Origin of the sequence: Lysobacter sp. 1R34A, assembly GCF_051217035.1 — a bacterium.
Lineage (GTDB): Bacteria > Pseudomonadota > Gammaproteobacteria > Xanthomonadales > Xanthomonadaceae > Lysobacter.
In genome coordinates, this window is the sequence record NZ_JBPKJP010000001.1 from 291,794 (window position 1) to 307,632 (window position 15,839).

13 protein-coding genes are annotated in these 15,839 nt (G+C 69.8%); 7 read left to right on the plus strand and 6 right to left on the minus strand.

Annotated features, from left to right (window positions below; all coding sequences use genetic code 11):
* The first annotated feature begins 32 nt into the window (after positions 1 to 32).
* From ACSAMQ_RS01060 to ACSAMQ_RS01080, 5 genes are all read left to right on the plus strand, one after another.
* The gene (locus ACSAMQ_RS01060; RefSeq protein ID WP_435393857.1) at positions 33 to 494 is read left to right on the plus strand and encodes a CopL family metal-binding regulatory protein; all 462 of its coding nucleotides are present in this window, start codon (positions 33 to 35) and stop codon (positions 492 to 494) included.
* A 157-nt stretch (positions 495 to 651) separates the two neighbouring features.
* Entirely contained in the window at positions 652 to 2,445 is a 1,794-nt protein-coding gene (locus tag ACSAMQ_RS01065) for a copper resistance system multicopper oxidase (protein WP_435393858.1), read from the plus strand.
* 14 nt (positions 2,446 to 2,459) lie between these two features.
* Entirely contained in the window at positions 2,460 to 3,518 is a 1,059-nt protein-coding gene (locus ACSAMQ_RS01070) for a copper resistance protein B (protein WP_435393889.1), read from the plus strand.
* 230 nt (positions 3,519 to 3,748) lie between these two features.
* The gene (locus tag ACSAMQ_RS01075) at positions 3,749 to 4,177 is read left to right on the plus strand and encodes a hypothetical protein (protein ID WP_435393859.1); all 429 of its coding nucleotides are present in this window, start codon (positions 3,749 to 3,751) and stop codon (positions 4,175 to 4,177) included.
* 134 nt (positions 4,178 to 4,311) lie between these two features.
* Positions 4,312 to 5,523: an NAD(P)/FAD-dependent oxidoreductase gene (locus tag ACSAMQ_RS01080; RefSeq protein WP_435393860.1), complete on the plus strand. Its 1,212-nt coding sequence runs from the start codon at positions 4,312 to 4,314 to the stop codon at positions 5,521 to 5,523.
* Positions 5,524 to 5,629: 106 nt separating this feature from the next.
* Here ACSAMQ_RS01080 and ACSAMQ_RS01085 read toward each other — a convergent pair whose 3' ends face one another.
* The 6 genes from ACSAMQ_RS01085 to ACSAMQ_RS01110 form a co-directional block, all read right to left on the minus strand.
* A complete protein-coding gene (locus ACSAMQ_RS01085; RefSeq protein ID WP_435393861.1) occupies positions 5,630 to 6,349 on the minus strand; it encodes an OmpA family protein in 720 nt (239 codons plus the stop codon).
* Between the two features lie 198 nt (positions 6,350 to 6,547).
* The gene (locus ACSAMQ_RS01090) at positions 6,548 to 8,014 is read right to left on the minus strand and encodes a WS/DGAT/MGAT family O-acyltransferase (RefSeq protein WP_435393862.1); all 1,467 of its coding nucleotides are present in this window, start codon (positions 8,012 to 8,014) and stop codon (positions 6,548 to 6,550) included.
* 147 nt (positions 8,015 to 8,161) lie between these two features.
* Positions 8,162 to 9,592, minus strand: coding sequence for a cryptochrome/photolyase family protein (locus tag ACSAMQ_RS01095; protein WP_435393863.1), 1,431 nt, complete (start codon positions 9,590 to 9,592; stop codon positions 8,162 to 8,164).
* Positions 9,593 to 9,691: 99 nt separating this feature from the next.
* Positions 9,692 to 11,326 carry a S8 family serine peptidase gene (locus ACSAMQ_RS01100; RefSeq protein ID WP_435393864.1) on the minus strand — a complete coding sequence of 545 codons (1,635 nt, stop codon included), beginning with the start codon at positions 11,324 to 11,326 and terminating at the stop codon, positions 9,692 to 9,694.
* Positions 11,327 to 11,708: 382 nt separating this feature from the next.
* The gene (alr, locus tag ACSAMQ_RS01105) at positions 11,709 to 12,785 is read right to left on the minus strand and encodes an alanine racemase (protein ID WP_435393865.1); all 1,077 of its coding nucleotides are present in this window, start codon (positions 12,783 to 12,785) and stop codon (positions 11,709 to 11,711) included.
* 199 nt (positions 12,786 to 12,984) lie between these two features.
* The gene (locus tag ACSAMQ_RS01110; RefSeq protein WP_435393866.1) at positions 12,985 to 13,323 is read right to left on the minus strand and encodes a glycine zipper 2TM domain-containing protein; all 339 of its coding nucleotides are present in this window, start codon (positions 13,321 to 13,323) and stop codon (positions 12,985 to 12,987) included.
* A gap of 486 nt (positions 13,324 to 13,809) precedes the next feature.
* On the opposite strand from ACSAMQ_RS01110, the gene ACSAMQ_RS01115 reads away from it, so the two are divergent.
* Complete coding sequence (locus ACSAMQ_RS01115; RefSeq protein ID WP_435393867.1) at positions 13,810 to 14,187, plus strand: BlaI/MecI/CopY family transcriptional regulator; 378 nt, start codon at positions 13,810 to 13,812, stop codon at positions 14,185 to 14,187.
* Positions 14,184 to 15,722, plus strand: a complete 1,539-nt coding sequence (locus ACSAMQ_RS01120) for a M23/M56 family metallopeptidase (protein ID WP_435393868.1) — start codon at positions 14,184 to 14,186, stop codon at positions 15,720 to 15,722. The genes ACSAMQ_RS01115 and ACSAMQ_RS01120 overlap by 4 nt, the downstream gene beginning before the upstream one ends.
* Positions 15,723 to 15,839 lie beyond the last annotated feature (117 nt).

A 15,839-nucleotide genomic window follows, 5' to 3' on the forward strand; every position in this document is an offset into this window, starting at 1 on the left:
CCCATCCTGTACCGTCTCCGGTCCGACGCTCCATGGCCTATTTCCCGCTCCTGCTGCGCCTGCTGCTGATCGTCGCGATCAGCCTCAACGGCTATGCCGCGGCCGCGATGTCGGTGGGCGGTGCCCATGCCATGCATGCCGGTATGACGAGCATGGCCGGGCCGACGATGGCGATGAACGCTCAGCCGGATACGCTGGCGGACGTCGAGCCTGGCATGGCCATGAATGGCGATTGCCATGAGGTGGACGGGGAAATGGACGAGGCCCCTGCCCTCGCCGCGCAGCCGCAAGCGCCGGCCGCGCCGGACCCGGCACCCGACGAGGATTGCTGCGGCAAGTACCGCTGCCAGTGCGACTGCCTGCAGGCGGTCGCGATCGTCCGCATCGCCTTGCCGATAGCGCCGCAGCTGTCCGACAGCTTGCTGGCCTTGCCGGTCGAAGCCGCCGCGCCCAAGGGCGTGTCGAGCCTGCCGATCCGGCCTCCGATCGCCTGAATCGCTCGGCCGGGGCTGTGCCCGGCCCGTGGCCCGACGCTCGTCGAGCGCGCTCGCCACCCGACCGCGCAAGCCTCTTCCTGGCCGGTTCGACCGGCCGGCACGGATTGCGCGCTTCGCAACACCGTTGCGACTTTTCGCCAACAGGCAGAACACCATGAACCGATACAACCGCTTCGACGGCGCCGCGCCGATCGATGCCGGCCGTCGCCGCTTCGTCACCGGCCTGGCCGCGGGCGGCCTCGCCGCAGGCAGCGGCCTGTGGCATTCCGCATTCGCCTCGACCGGCCTGGCCGGTACCGCTCAGACCCTGCGCGGCACCGAGTTCGATCTTTCGATCGGCGCCGCCCCGGTCAATTTCACTGGCCGCACCCGCCCGGCGATCACCGTCAACGGCACGCTGCCGGCGCCGATCCTGCGCTGGCGCGAGGGCGATACCGTCACCTTGCGCGTCGCCAACCGCCTCGCCGACGGCATGTCCTCGATCCACTGGCACGGCCTGATCCTGCCGTCCAACATGGACGGCGTGCCGGGTTTCAGCTTCGACGGCATCCATCCCGGCGAGACCTATACCTATCGCTTCCGGGTCGGCCAGTCGGGCACTTACTGGTACCACAGCCACTCGCTGTTCCAGGAACAGGCCGGCCTGTACGGCGCGATCGTGATCGACCCGCGCGAGGCCGCGCCCTTCCATTTCGACCGCGAGCACGTGGTGCTGTTGTCTGACTGGACCGACCTCGACCCGGGCGCGCTGTTCCGGCGCTTGAAGAAGATGTCGAGCTACGACAACTACTACAAGCGCACGGTCGGCGACTTCATGCGCGATGCGCGCGAGCGCGGCCTCGCCGCGACCCTGCGCGACCGCGGCGAGTGGGGCCGCATGCGCATGACCCCGACCGACCTGTCCGACGTCAACGGCCACACCTATACCTATCTGCTCAACGGCGTCGCGCCCGCGGGCAACTGGACCGGCCTGTTCCGTCCCGGAGAGAAAGTGCTGCTGCGCTTCGTCAACGGCTCGGCGATGACCTACTTCGACGTGCGCATCCCCGGCCTGAAGATGACCGTGGTCGCCGCCGACGGGCAGTACATCCACCCGGTCACGGTCGACGAGTTCCGCATCGCCGTCGCCGAGACCTTCGATGTATTGGTCGAGCCCTCGGGCCAGGACGCCTACACCATATTCGCCCAGGACAACGCCCGCACCGGACACGCGCGCGGCACCCTGGCGCTGCGCGACGGCCTGCAGGCCGAGGTGCCGCGCAACGAACCGCGTCCGCTGCTGACCATGGACGACATGGGCCACGGCGGCATGCAGCATGGCGGCATGCACGGCAGCGGCCACGACATGTCGCAGATGAAGGGCATGGAAGGCGGCTGCGGCGCGAACATGGGCATGGCCGGCATGGATCATTCGGCGCACGGCAGCCCGGCGGGCAAGCCGGCGACGGGCGACGAACGCCTGATCGACATGCGCGCGATGGCGACTTCGGCGAAGCTCGACGACCCCGGCATCGGCCTGCGCGACAACGGCCGCAAGGTGCTGACCTATGCCGACCTGCGCAGCCTGTTCGACGACCCCGACGGTCGCGAGCCCGGCCGCGAAATCGAGCTGCACCTCACGGGCCACATGGAGAAATTCGCCTGGTCCTTCGACGGCCAGAAATTCGAAGGCGCCGAACCGATCCGCATGACCTACGGCGAACGCCTGCGCATCGTGCTGATCAACGACACCATGATGACCCACCCGATCCACCTGCACGGCCTGTGGAGCGACCTGGAGAACGAGCAAGGCGAGTTCCAGGTACGCAAGCACACCATCGACATGCCGCCGGGCACCCGGCGCAGCTACCGGGTGCGCGCCGATGCGCTCGGGCGCTGGGCCTATCACTGCCACCTGCTGTATCACATGGAAGCCGGGATGATGCGCGAAGTGAGGGTCGAAGAATGAAAACCTCGACCGCTTTGCGCCGCTCCGCGCTGACGCTGTCCTTGCTGTGGGCCGGCGGCGTCGGCGCCCAGACGATGGATCACACCGATCACCGCGCGCATGCCGCGCAGCCCATCCGCGGCCGGCCCGCGGTCGCGCCCGCCGCGGCCGATACGAAGGTGCCGGCGCATTCGTCAATGGATCACTCGCAGATGGGTCATGCGACGGCGCAGGACCGGCCGCCGACGCAGGCCCCCGTCGCGTCTCAGCCCGCGGATCATTCCCGGATGGATCACTCGGCGATGGATCACTCGCAGATGGACCATTCGAAGACGGGTCACTCGGGCAGGCCCCACGCGATCGGTACGCCGCCCGCAAGCGAGCCGCGCGAGCCGATCCCTCCGCCCACCGACGCCGACCGCGCCGCGGCGTTTCCGCCCGTGTCGCACCACATGCGCCACGCCCCGGCGGTCAACAGCTACTTCGTGCTCAACCGCCTGGAGGCGGTCGAGGCCGAACACGGCAGCGCCCAAGCCTGGGAGGGCCAGGCCTGGATCGGCACCGATACCGATCGCCTGTGGCTGCGCAGCGAAGGCGAACGCGAACACGGCCGGACCGAGTCGGCCGACCTGGAAGTCCTGTACGGCCGCGCGATATCGCCATGGTGGGATCTGGTCGCCGGCCTCAAGCACGACTTCGCGCCGGCGGATTCGCAGAGCTGGGCGGCGATCGGCGTGCAAGGACTGTCGCCGTACAAGTTCGAAGTGGCCGCGACCGCCTACGTCGGCGAGTCGGGACGCACCGCCCTGAACCTCGAAGCCGAATACGAATTGCTGTTGACCAATCGGCTGATCCTGCAGCCGCTGATCGAAGTCGAGCTGTCCGGCCGCGACGATCCGCAACGCGGCATCGGTTCCGGCCTCAGCAGCGTCGAGGCCGGGCTGCGCCTGCGCTACGAGATCACCCGTCGATTCGCGCCCTATGTCGGGGTCGGTTGGGAACGCGCCTTCGGCGGCACCGCCGATTATCGCCGCGATGCCGGCGAGCAGGTCGAAGACACCCGCCTGGTCGCCGGCCTGCGGCTGTGGTTCTGAGCGCGCAGCGATCGTGAGGGTCCCTGCGTGCCAGCGCGTCCGGCCATCCGCGCCGGGCGCGCCGTCGCAGCGGGCCGGCGCGGCCCGGGCTGCGGGCCCACCGTTCAAGCCCGCCCAACAGGCTGGCTGCGGCCTGAAGCTCCGGCGGGCCGCGCCCGCCCCGGCGCTATGGCCCGATCGCGTCGACAGGCTATGATCTTTCCAGGACGAACCGGCTGAGCGAGGAGCATATGTCGATCAATTCCAAGGCCCGCCGCGACGCCAAGAAACGCAAGATCGCCAAGGCCCGCAACGCGCCCCCGCCCGGCCCGAGCATCGAGCCGCACGCCGAATTGCGCGACGCGCAGGGTCGGCTGCTCGGCGGCATCGTGCGTCGCGAAGGCGAATGGACGCTCGGTCTCGGCGGCCGCATCGTCGGCGGTTCGGAAAGCGCGGCGCGGGTCCTCGCCCTGCTCGAACGCGCCGCATCGCTGCACCGCGGCGAAGGCCGCGAAGTCAGCCTGGGCTGTTCCGCCGCGCTGCGCACTGCGGCGCAGACCGAAGTGGCCGAACGCGGCCTGAGCTTCGAGGAGTTCCGGGTCGAGCTGGAAAAGGAACTCGCGGTCGAGCCGCAGCCGGGATTCGGCGGCCTGCACGAGGCCAGCGAAGTCCGTCACTGAGTTTCCGCGCGGCCTGCCCTGCGGCGCGCTGCCCCGCGGCGCCGGTTTGCATTGCCTGCTGTGAATCTCACGATCACCCGGCGACGACGCCGCAACGGTTCTGCTAGGCGCATGTCGCCCCGGCTCGCCTCCCCATGGACCTGAAAAGCGGCTACCCGTTCTGGGCGATCCGCAACGGTCTCATGCATGCGTTTCCACGCTTGGGCGAAGACCTGCGCTGCGAGGTCGCGGTGATCGGCGGCGGCATCAGCGGCGCGCTGATCGCCGACGAACTCGCTGCGCACGGCCACGACGTCGCCGTGTTCGAACAGCGCGATGCCGGTTGGGGCAGCACCGCCGCGAGCACCGCCCTGCTGCAATACGAAATCGACACGCATCTGGTCGACCTGTGCCGGCAATACGGCGAGGACCAGGCCGCCCTCGCCTATCGCGCCTGCGCCGAGGCCATCCCGGCGCTGCAGGCGGTCGCACGCGGCTTGCGCGATGTCGACTTCCGTCGCTGCTCCAGCCTGTATTTCGCCAGCAAGCCGGGCCACCTGCCGCTGCTGCGCAAAGAGGCCGCATTGCGTCAAGCGCACGGCCTGCAGCTGCGTTGGCTCGACCGGCGACAACTGGCCGGCGACTACGGGCTGCAGGCGCCGGGCGCGATCCTCAGCGCCTGCGCCGCGTCGGTCGATCCGTATCGATTGACCTTGCGTTTGTTGGCGCGCCTGCAGCGGCGCGGGGTCGGCGTGTACGACCGCACCCGCATCGAGCGACTGCGTGCGACCTCGCGTTCGATCGAACTGCGCACCGAGGAAGGCTTGCGCGTGCGCGCCGACCATCTCGTGATCGCGGCCGGCTACGCGGGCCAGCACTGGCTCAAGCAACGCCTGGCGCGCAATCGCAGCAGCTATGCCTTCGTCACCGATCCGCTCGAACCCGAGCAATTGGGACGGCTCGGCAAGACCCTGGTCTGGGAATCGGCGCGGCCGTATCTGTATCTGCGCGGCACCGGCGACGGCCGCCTCGTGGTCGGCGGTTGCGACGATGCGATCGACCTGCCGGCGCGGCGCGACCGCCGGGTCGAGTCGCGCGCGAGCAAACTGGTGCGCCAGGTCGGCCGGCGTTTTCCCGGCCTGCAGCTGCAACCGGCCTTCGCCTGGGCCGGCACCTTCGCCGAAACCGCCGACGGGCTGCCCTGGTTCGGCGCGCATCCGCAATACGGCCCGCGCGTGCAGTTCGCGATGGCGTACGGCGGCAACGGCATCACCTACAGCATGATCGGCGCCGGCCTGCTGCGCGCGGCGATCGAGCGCCGGCCGCATCCGCTCGCAAGGTTGTTCTCGTTCGAACGTGCCGGCTGAGGCGAACACCGGGCCGCAAACAAAGAAACGGGCCGCGATGCGGCCCGTTTCGTTTATGCGGCAAGGCTGAAGCGACCGCCTCGGCGGCGGCGCCCGGCCTGGACGGTCACGAGCGCACCGGCACCAGAGTGATCTCGACGCGGCGGTTCTGGGCGCGTCCGGCTTCGGTCTCGTTGCTGGCGATCGGACGGGTCTTGCCCGCACCGGTCAGGATGAAACGGTCGCGCACCAGGCCCTTGGACATCAGGTAATTGCCGACGCTGGCGGCGCGCTGCTCGGACAGTCGCTGATTGACCGCATCGGTGCCGATGCTGTCGGTGTGGCCGGCGACCTCGACGATGGTCTGGTTGTACTCGGTCAGGGTGCTGGCGACGTTGTCGAGCACCGAATAGAACTGCGGATCGAGGTTGGCGCTGTTGAAGGCGAAGGTGATGTTGCTCGGCATGTTCAGGGTGATGTTGTCGCCCTGGCGGACCACGTCGACGCCGGTGCCGGCCATGCGGTCGCGCAGCGCGCGTTCCTGCCGATCCTGGTAGTTGCCGATGGCGCCGCCGGCGAGGCCGCCGACACCGGCGCCGATCAGAGCGCGCTGGCGGCGTTCGGTGGCGTCGTCGCCGCTGAGCAGGCCGGCCGCGACGCCGGCGAGCGCGCCGATCAGGGCGCCCTTCTGGGTGCGGTTCATGCCGCCCTGCTGTTCCGGCGGCGGGTTCTGGCCCGGATACGGTTGCTGCTGGCCGCCGTAGTAGCCGCCACCGCCGGTGGCGCAACCGGCTAGCAACACGGTCATGCTGGCGGCGGCCAGGGCGAGCTTGATCTGGGTGTTCATGGGGAATCCTCGTCTGTGTTGCGGTGCCCGAACACGCTAATCACGCCGCCGTCGCGGACGAGTGACGAGAACCGGCCACATTCAGGCCGCAGTCGGCCAAGGTCTACATCCACGGACCGTGGCCCGATAGCGGTCCGCATCCGCGGAGTCGGTCGGATAGCGGTCCGCACCGGCGGACCGGGGGCGCTCAGCCAGGTATCACAGCGCGGGCATCAAGGCGTCGGCGGCCTCGGCATTGAGGGCGACGTCCCAATTGCCCATCAGCGACAGATACAGCAGCTTGTCGAACTCGCTGCCGAAGCGCTGGATCACCGCGTCCGGATCGGGGATCAGCTTGCCGTCGGCGATCAGGCCGAAATGCACGCGCCCGTTGTAGCTCAGGATCGAAATGCCGATCCCGATCGAGCCGGTCTGCGGCACCCAGAACATCATCCCGTCGAGCCGGCAGCCGGCCAGGTACAGCGGTTGCTGCGGCCCCGGCACATTGGTCGCGACCGCCGTGGCCTTGCGGCTGAACAGTTCCAGCGCCAAGCCCTGCACCTGCGCTGGGGCCATGCCGAGCGCAGCCAAAAGCCCAAAGGCAACAATGGCTTGGCGCGAATTCTTTAGATTATTCATGCACTCCGCGACGCGTTCCACCCGGCGGATCGGATTGTCCTCGCCGACCGGCAGGTCGAGGAAGACCAAGCCGAAGTGATTGCCGAGCTTGCGCGCGTGTTCGAGCGGGCGCAGGTTCACCGGCACCGTCGCGCGCAAGGTCAGGCCGTCGACGTTGTCGCCGCGCTCGATCATGTAGCTGCGCAGCGCGCCGGCCGCGGTCGCCATCAAAACGTCGTTGACGGTGCAGTCGCAGGCGCGGCCGACTGCCTTGACCTCTTCCAGGTCCAAGGGCTCGGCCCAGGCCACCCGCTTGCTGACGCCGAGCTTGCCGCGCAGCAGCGACGGCGGGTCGTCCGGCAGCGACAGGGCATGCAGCAGTTCGCGGGCGATCTCGCCGCCCTCCTTCGCCAGCATCGCGGCGAGGGTCGGGTCGCGGTACATCTCCATGCTCTTCTCGACCACCTTGCTGCCGAGCTTCATGTAGCGGTCGACCGCACCGACGCGGCGCGCGACTTCGGCGCCGTCCTGCTTGAGCCAGGCATGGGCCAGGTCGCTGCCCTTGGCCGGTTCGGCGGTGGTGTCGGTCAGCGACAGCAGCACCTGGACCAGGGCGATGCCGTCGGCATAGCTGTGGTGGATGCGCGCGATCAGCGCCGAGCCGCCGTTGTAGCGTTCGACCAGGTGGAACTGCCAGAGCGGCCGGCTGCCGTCGAGCGGACTCGACGCGAGCTGGCTGACGAACCGCTCCAGCCCGCGCTTGCCGCCGCGCCCGGGCAAGGCCGTGTGCTGGACGTGCCAGTCGAGGTCGAAGTCTTCGTCGGTCTGCCAATACGCGCCCGCGGCGGTGTCGACCGCTTTCTGGCTGAAACGCGTATAGGCCAGGAAACGCTGCTCGACCACGCGCTTGAGTGCGTCCAGCGACATCGGCTCGGCGAACATCAGCACGCCGGTGATCATCATCGGATTGGTCGAGCGTTCCATTCGCAGCCAGGCCGTATCGACCCGCGACATCGGCTCGCGACGCGCACGCTTGCGCGATGTTGCCCCCGCTTCTGCTTTGGCCATGCGCCCTCCCAAGCGTCAGCGTCGAGTGAATCACGCTGCCGCGAGCGGCGTCAACGCGAGCCGCGCCGAAGCGGGCGCCGCGCGCGCCCGGAGAGCGCATCCGTGATGCGTGACCCGCGACGCCACGCACGCGGCCGCGCCCTGCCCTCAGTCGCGCAGCTTGCGATAGGCCTCGAGCGCGTCGTCGCGCCCGGCCGCCAGGTCGACCAGCGGCTGCGGCGGGTAGTCGGGCGCATGCCGGCGCAACAGCGCCGCATCGCGCCACGGCGCGAAGCGCAGCGGCACCGGCAGGCCGGCGAGCTCGGGCACCCAGCGCGCGATGTAGTCGCCGTCGGGATCGAACTTCTCCGATTGGGTCACCGGATTGAACACGCGGAAATACGGTGCGGCGTCGGCGCCGGTGCCGGCGACCCATTGCCAGCCCAGGCTGTTGTTGGCCAGGTCGGCGTCGACCAGGGTGTCCCAGAACCAGCGCGCGCCGTGGCGCCAGTGATAGCGCAGGTGCTTGGTCAGATAGCTCGCCACGATCATGCGCACGCGGTTGTGCATCCAGCCGGTGGCCCACAGCTCGCGCATGCCGGCGTCGACGATCGGAACCCCGGTGCGGCCCTGCTGCCAGGCGTCCAGGCGCGGCTGCGACACGCGCGCCCAGTCGAAATCCGCGAAGCGCGGATTGAAGTTCTGCTCCGGCGTGTCCGGAAAGTGATGCAGCAGGTGGTGAGCGAACTCGCGCCAGCCCAGCTCGCGCACCGCCGAGTCGACGTCGCGGGCGTTGCTGGCGTTGCGCTGCTCGCGCAGCGCCTGCGCCACGCGCCACGGCGCGATCTCGCCGAAATGCAGGTGCGGCGACAGCCGCGAAGTGCCGACCCGGTCGGGGCGGTCGCGTTGCTCGGTGTACCCGCGCAAGGCGCCGTCGGCGAAAGTCTCCAAGGCCGCGTGCGCGCCGGCTTCGCCCGGCGTCCAGTGGTGCCAGAACGGTTCGGCCCAGTCGCGCTCCGGCGCCAGCCTGAGCGCGGCCAGGGGCACGCCGTCCGGCCCTTCGCGGGTGCTCGGCAGCGAGGCCGGCGGCTGCCACAGCGGCTCGTCCCTCCAGTTCGCCAGGGCCGAACGCCAGTAAGGCGTGAACACCTTGAACGGCCCGCCTTGCTTGGTGCGCAGGGTCCACGGCTCGAACATCAGCGCACTGTTGAAGCTTTCGACCTCCAGGCCCATGCCGCGCAGGGTCTGCTTGATCTTGGTGTCGCGGCGTTCGATGTGCGGCTCGTAGCGGCGGTTCCAGAACACCGCCTGGGCGTCGGTGGCGAGGATCAGCGATTGCAGGGTGGCCAAGCTCGGGCCGAAGAAATGGCGCAGGTGCGAGCCGCGTTGGCGCAGGTCGCGGTCGAGCGCGGCAAGCGAGCGGTGGCGCCAGGCATCCGAGGCCGCACCGGGACGCCAGCTGGCGTGCTCGTCGGGGGCGTGGATGTAGATCGGGATCGGGGTGTAGCCGGCTTCCAGCGCGGCGCGCAACGCGGGATGATCGGCCAGGCGCAAATCGTTGCGGAACCAGATCAGCGCGGTCGCGTTGGCTTCGGGCATTGCGGCAGCCGCGAGGTCGAGGAGGCGGCAGTATGCCGCGTCCTCCGCCGTCCGGAACGGACGGGGTTCATGCTCGAACCCCGTCCGTGCGACCGGCGCTTACTGGGACTGCAGTTCCGTGATCGCCGCCTGGGTCTGGACCAGGCCCCAGCCGGTGTTGTTGTCGCGGCCGGGCGCGTCCAGGTCGACCGCGGTGGTCGCCAGGGCGTCGCGGACCTGCTGCGCGGTCGCCGTCGGCTTGGCGCTCCATACCACCGCCGCCACGCCGGAGACGTGCGGGGTCGCCATCGAGGTGCCGCTCTTGTTCTCGTAGGCGACGTTGCTGACCGACGGGGTCGCATCGACCGTGGCGGTCTGCCCGGCCAGCGTGGCGATGATGGTTTCGCCGTCGGCCTTGCTGATGCCCACCGCCGGCAGCGTGCTGGTCACCGGCTGCGGCGGCGTCGCCGAGCTGTACAGACCGGCCTGCAGCGGGCCGTCGACGTTGTTGTAGACCACCATCGCCAGGCCGCGACCGGTCTTCACCTTGCTCGCCTTGTCGGTGAAGGTGTTGGTGCCGCGCTGGCACAGCACGACCTTGTTGCGCCAGGTGTTCGACGAGGCGGTGCACTGGCCGCCGTTGACCCAGCCGGCGCTGGCGGTGGTCTGCCTGGAGCCGCTGATCGGGTTGGCGGCGAACTGGCTGTTGCCGACCACCAGCGGATCGTTGGCCAGCGGCGTGGTGCTGTAGGTGTCCACGCCCGGCGCGGCGAGTTCGACTTCGCTGTTGAACTGGGAGAAGTCGGCCTTGGCGTTGTTCTGGTCGATCGCGGCCACCGACACCACGCTCGGGTACGACGCCGGGTAGCTCAGGGTGGCGTTGCCGTCGTTGCCGGCCGCGGCGATGCTCAGCACGCCGTTGTTGGCCAGGGTCTGGAAGGCATTGCTCTCGGTGGCCGAGCTGCCGCCGCCGCCGAGGCTCATGTTGATGACCTTGGCGCCGGCCGCGGCGCAGCGGTTGGCGGCATCGACCAGGGTCGAACTGTAGGTCCACGAGCACTGGCCGTGGCTGCTGCCGTTGTAGCCGTTGCTGCCGAAGATCTTGACGATGTGCAACGAGACCTTGCCCGGGCTGACGCCGACCACGCCGGTGGCGTTGTTGGCCGCGGCGATGGTGCCGGCGACGTGGGTGCCGTGGCCGCAGGTGTCGGTGTTCCAGCCGGTCGGATAGCCGGTCAGGGCGATGCCGGCGAAATCCTCGTGGGTCGAGTTGATGCCCGAGTCGATCACGCAGACCTTGATGCCTTCGCCGGTGGCCGCGCCGGCGTCGATGACGCCGTCGCGATTGGCGTCCCATACGTTGCGGGCCTGGACCTGGTCGATGCCGTAGGGAACGCTCTGCGCCATCGGATAGCGCGGCTGGTCGATCTCGACCGATTCGACCTCGGGGTTATCGCGCAGGGCCCTGACTGCGGCGGCCGACGGCAGGGTCAGCACGGCGGCGTTGAGCTGGTCGAACTGGAAATTGACCGTGGCGTCGCCGCCGTGGAGCGTGGCCAGCTTGGTGCGCAAGGCTTGCACCTTCTGTTGCAGGTTGGCCTGGGCCAGGCCGCGGTTGGCGGCGCCCGCGCCGGCACCGGGCTTGAACTTCACCCAGACCCGGTTCGGGTTCGGGCCTTCGGCGTTGGCCATGCTCGAAGCGACCATCATCGCCAGGCCCAGGCCCAGTGCGCTCACCAAATTGCGTTGCTTCATTCGTGACTCCCCGAGATAGATTGCGGCCCGGACGCGGTCCGGGCCGGTTGGACGCGTGCGGTCTTGGCCGCGACGCTCCAGCGACGCTAGCGCGCCCGGGGACGGGCCGGGAATGGGCGGAACCACCCACTGCAATCGTTAATTTGTGATGTAAGTCACAAATTTAAATTAATGAATAGCGGTTTTGACCGCTGGTAGGGAGGAGATCCCGTCCATGCGTTGCGACTGTCGCGAACTGGTGCGAGACGGGCCCGCGCACCGGTGTGCGGCCTGCGAAATCGCCAGGCACTGGGCGAGACAGGGTCTCGCCAGCCGACGCGAGGTCAGCGCCGAACCGTCCGGAACCGCCCTCCCCTGCGACCGCTGCGGACCGCCGCAGCGCTCAGGCTTCGACGAAGCGCACCCGCCGGGTGATCGAGCAGGTCAGCTCGTAGCCGATGGTGCCGCTGGCTTCGGCGATGCGCTCGACCGGCAGTTCCGGGCCCCACAACAGCACCGGGTCGCCGACCTGCGCCTCGGGGATGCCCCGCAGGTCGATCGTCATCAGGTCCATCGAGACCCGGCCGATGACCTGGGTGTCGTGGCCGGCCACGCGCACCGGCGTGCCCGAGGGCGCCGCGCGCGGGTAGCCGTCGCCGTAACCGATCGCGGCGACCCCGACCAGCATGTCCTCGGGGCATTCCCAGGTCGCGGCATAACCGATGCGTTCGCCCTTGCCGACCCGGTTGACCGCGATCAGGCGGGTCGACAAGGTCATCGCCGGACGCAGGCCGAAATCGGCGCCGGTGCGCCCTTCGACCGCGCTGATGCCGTACAGCAGGCCGCCCGGACGGATCCAGTCGGCGTGCGCGTCCGGCCAGCCGAGCACGGCGGCGGAATTGGCCAGCGAACGCGAGCCCGCCAGGCCGGCGGTGGCCGCGGCGAAAGCCTGCAGTTGCTGGCGGGTCTGCGGCTTGTCGAATTCGTCCGAACTGGCGAAGTGATTCATCAGCACGATGCCGTCGGCCACGCTCGCCGCCGCGCTCAAGCGCGCATGCGCTTCGCGCACGTCCTGCGGCGCGAAGCCGAGCCGGTGCATGCCGCTGTCGACCTTGAGCCAGCAGCGGATCGGCTCGCCGGGCCCGGCCTGTTCGAGCATCTCGACCTGGCTGACGTGGTGGACCACGGTCTCCACGCCGAGCCGGCGCAGCTGCGGCAGGTCGTCGGCCTCGTCGAAACCCGACAGCAACACGATCGGCTGCGACAATCCGGCCGCGCGCAGGCGGTCGGCGTCGGACAAGGCGGCCACGCCGAACGCGTCGGCGCCTTCGAGCGCGCGCGCCACCCGTTCCAGGCCGTGTCCGTAGCCGTCGGCCTTGACCACCGCCATGACGCGGCTGTGCGGCGCCATGCTGCGCGCCTGGGCGAGGTTATGACGCAGCGCGTCGGTGTGGATGCTTGCGGAGGTCGGTCGTGCCATGCGCGCATTCTAACGGGCGCCGGTGCGCGCCAGCGCGCTCGCGGGCGAGTCGCCACGGCGAACGCGCGCAAACCACGCGCCCGGCAAAAGACTCGCCCATGAAAAAACCGCGCGGGCGAACCCGCGCGGCTTTGGGTCGAGACGTTTTGGATCTGGACGTCCGGGTCGAGACCGGTCGGCCGGTCGCAACCGGCCTGGCTTAGTCGCAGCGACGCTCGATCACGGTCTCGGTCTTGTTCTGCTGGTTTTCCTGGATCTTGCGCCCGGCGAACGCGCCGCCGACCGCACCGGCCGCGGTCGCAAGCTTCTTGCCGCTGCCGCCGCCGACCTGGTTGCCCAGCAGGCCGCCCGCGACCGCACCGATCGCGGTGCCGGCGATCTTGTGCTGATCCTTGACCTGCTTCGGACGCTGCACTTCGACGTCGTAGCAACGCGGCTGCGCCCTGGACTTGGATTTGGTCTGCGCGGAGGCCGCGCCGGTCGCCATGACGCAGGACATCAGGGCGACGGCGATCGTGGATTTGAGCTTGGAGTTCATGGACTCACCGATAAGAGTATGGACGGGATGCACGATGCGCCCGCATCCGTCACGACTGCGTCAACCCAGTCGCGACGCCGTTGGCGCGCATGCCGCAAGGCTAACGGCGCGATGCTGAACGCGCGCAGGCGCCGATGCGTATCGACGCGGTCGCGTGGTGAATCTGCGACGGCTTGCGCGTATGCCCGGTGGCCGCTTTGCCGACCCTGCGTTGCCGGCGCGCATCGACGCTCGCGAGTACGGCACGCGCGACCTCGATTCGAAACGCGCGGTCAAGCTCGCGGGCCGCGACCGTGCAGCTACGGCTCACCGATTCGACCGATGCCTTCGTTCGGCCCGCCGTCCGAGCATCGCGGCAGCGTGCGGGCTTGGCGTACGCGCACAGCGGTAAGCGCAGAGGCTCGGCTCGAGCGCCGGCACACGCGCCTTGACACCATGCGACACTTGTCGCATGTTTGCGACACCTGACGCTGGAACCCCTTCGCGATGATCCGCCCGTCGAACGCCGAACTGGAATTGCTGAAGTGCCTGTGGCGCGAGAACGCCTGCAGCGCACGCGAGTTGCACGAGCGCGTCGCGCCGCTGCTGGACTGGTCGTACTCGTCCACGCGCAAGACCCTCGAACGCATGGTCGACAAAGGCCTGGTCGAGGAGGTTGGCGAACACGGACTCAACGTCTACCGCGCCGCGGTCGGCAAGGTCGCGGTGCTCGCCGCGCTGAGCAGCGACTTCGCCAAGCGCGTGCTCGAGATCGACGGGCCGCTGCCGACCCAGGCCTTCGCCGACAGCCGGCTGCTCAACGAAGACGAGATCGATCAGCTCGAAGCGTTGCTGCGCGACGGTGAGCCGGAGTCGCGGGCATGAGCTTGCCGAGCCTGGAATTCTGGTCGCTGCACCTGGGCGCCTGTCTGGTCACCGGGCTGCTGGCCTGGGCCCTCGGCCTAGGCCTGCATCGCGCCCTGCGCCTGTCGCACGCCTCGCGCGCCTACTGGCTCGGCGTCTGGACCTTGGCGGCCCTGCCGACCGTCGCGGCGCTCATCCTGCGTTGGCTCGGACCGGAGGCCTCGGCCTGGCCGATCGCGCCGTCGCTGCCGCTGCCGGTGCTCGACGATGCCGGCGCCTGGCCGGGCCTGGGCGCCGCATCGCCGGCGACGCCTACCGCGGCAACCGCGTTGCGCGATTGGCTCGAACCCTTGCTGGCCGCCGTGTATCTCAGCGGCGCGTTCGTCGCCGCGCTGCGCTGGTGGTCGGGCCTGCGCGCGGTGCGCCGCATCGTCGCGGCTTCGCGTCCTTTCGAGGACCAATTCGATGGCAGGTTCGACGACCCGTCGGTCGCCGCCGAGTGGCGGCGCCTGCGCGAGGCCGGCATCGAGCTGCGCAGCATCGACGTCGCGACCAGCCCGTTCGCGGTCTGCCTGCCGCGGCCGACCATCCTGGTCCCGGTCGCGTTGGTCGCGCGGATGAGCGGCGAGCAACTGCGCATGGTATTGCGTCACGAAGCCGCCCACCTCGCCCGGCGCGACCCGCAACGCGCCGCCGCGATGCGCTTGGTCCAGGTCCTGCTGTGGTTCGATCCCTTCCTGCGCCTGATCGCGCAACGCGTGCAGGTGGCCGCCGAATTGCGTTGCGATGCCGAGGCCATCGCCGATCGCGCCGATCGCCGCCGCAGCTATGCCCAGGCCTATCTGCAGACCCTGCGTCTGTCCGCCGGCGCGCCGCTGCCGGCGCCGGCCGCGGCGTTCTCGCGCCAGGACCCCGGCCATCACCGTCTGCGCATCGCCCACATGATCGAAGGCGACCGGCGTCGCCGAGCGCCTCCGGCCTTGCGCTGGGTACTGGCGGCGACCGCGCTGGCCGCCGGAGCGGCGATCGCCTCGGTGCAAATCGCTGCGCCCGGAAACGCCCCGCACCCCGCTGCGGGCATTCCGGCGGGCATTTCGTCGGGCATTCCGGCGAGTGCGCCGGCCCAGGCTGCACCGAGCGCGGTCGCCGCCGCGGCCAGCGCCGAGATCGCGTTCGCCTCGCCGATGCGCAAGCCGAGGATCAGCGGCCACTTCGGCGAGGTCGGCCCGCCGCGCAGCAATCCGCACCGCGGCCTCGACTTCGCCGCGCCGCGCGGCACGCCAGTGCATGCGCCGGCCGCCGGCGTGGTGGTCGCCGCCACCGAAAGCTACGACAACGCGCCGAACTACGGCACCGTGGTCGTGCTCGATCACGGCGGCGGCTGGCAATCGCTGTACGCCCATCTCGATCGCTACGAAGTCCAGATCGGCCAGCAGGTCGCCAGCGGCGAACGCATCGGCCGCGTCGGCACCACCGGCAAGGTCACCGGTGCGCACGTCCACGTCGAGCTGCTGCGCGACGGCCGACGGGTCGACCCCGAGCCGCTGCTGCGCTGAGTTCGCGGCCATGAGCCGCTGAGTCGTCCCGGCGGCGCGCGAACCGCGCCGCCACCCCACCCGGCCTGTTCGCACCGATGCCCCGCTTGCGGGCAGGGCCGGCCTTTGCCCGCGATC

What these genes read in the sequence shown, in the direction of transcription:
- ACSAMQ_RS01060 (WP_435393857.1), top strand. Translation starts at nt 33, where the DNA reads ATGGCCTATTTCCCGCTCCTGCTGCGCCTGCTGCTGATCGTCGCGATC.
- ACSAMQ_RS01065 (WP_435393858.1), top strand. Translation starts at nt 652, where the DNA reads ATGAACCGATACAACCGCTTCGACGGCGCCGCGCCGATCGATGCCGGC.
- ACSAMQ_RS01075 (WP_435393859.1), top strand. Translation starts at nt 3,749, where the DNA reads ATGTCGATCAATTCCAAGGCCCGCCGCGACGCCAAGAAACGCAAGATC.
- ACSAMQ_RS01080 (WP_435393860.1), top strand. Translation starts at nt 4,312, where the DNA reads ATGGACCTGAAAAGCGGCTACCCGTTCTGGGCGATCCGCAACGGTCTC.
- ACSAMQ_RS01085 (WP_435393861.1), bottom strand. Translation starts at nt 6,349, where the DNA reads ATGAACACCCAGATCAAGCTCGCCCTGGCCGCCGCCAGCATGACCGTG.
- ACSAMQ_RS01090 (WP_435393862.1), bottom strand. Translation starts at nt 8,014, where the DNA reads ATGGCCAAAGCAGAAGCGGGGGCAACATCGCGCAAGCGTGCGCGTCGC.
- ACSAMQ_RS01095 (WP_435393863.1), bottom strand. Translation starts at nt 9,592, where the DNA reads ATGCCCGAAGCCAACGCGACCGCGCTGATCTGGTTCCGCAACGATTTG.
- ACSAMQ_RS01100 (WP_435393864.1), bottom strand. Translation starts at nt 11,326, where the DNA reads ATGAAGCAACGCAATTTGGTGAGCGCACTGGGCCTGGGCCTGGCGATG.
- alr (WP_435393865.1), bottom strand. Translation starts at nt 12,785, where the DNA reads ATGGCACGACCGACCTCCGCAAGCATCCACACCGACGCGCTGCGTCAT.
- ACSAMQ_RS01110 (WP_435393866.1), bottom strand. Translation starts at nt 13,323, where the DNA reads ATGAACTCCAAGCTCAAATCCACGATCGCCGTCGCCCTGATGTCCTGC.
- ACSAMQ_RS01115 (WP_435393867.1), top strand. Translation starts at nt 13,810, where the DNA reads ATGATCCGCCCGTCGAACGCCGAACTGGAATTGCTGAAGTGCCTGTGG.
- ACSAMQ_RS01120 (WP_435393868.1), top strand. Translation starts at nt 14,184, where the DNA reads ATGAGCTTGCCGAGCCTGGAATTCTGGTCGCTGCACCTGGGCGCCTGT.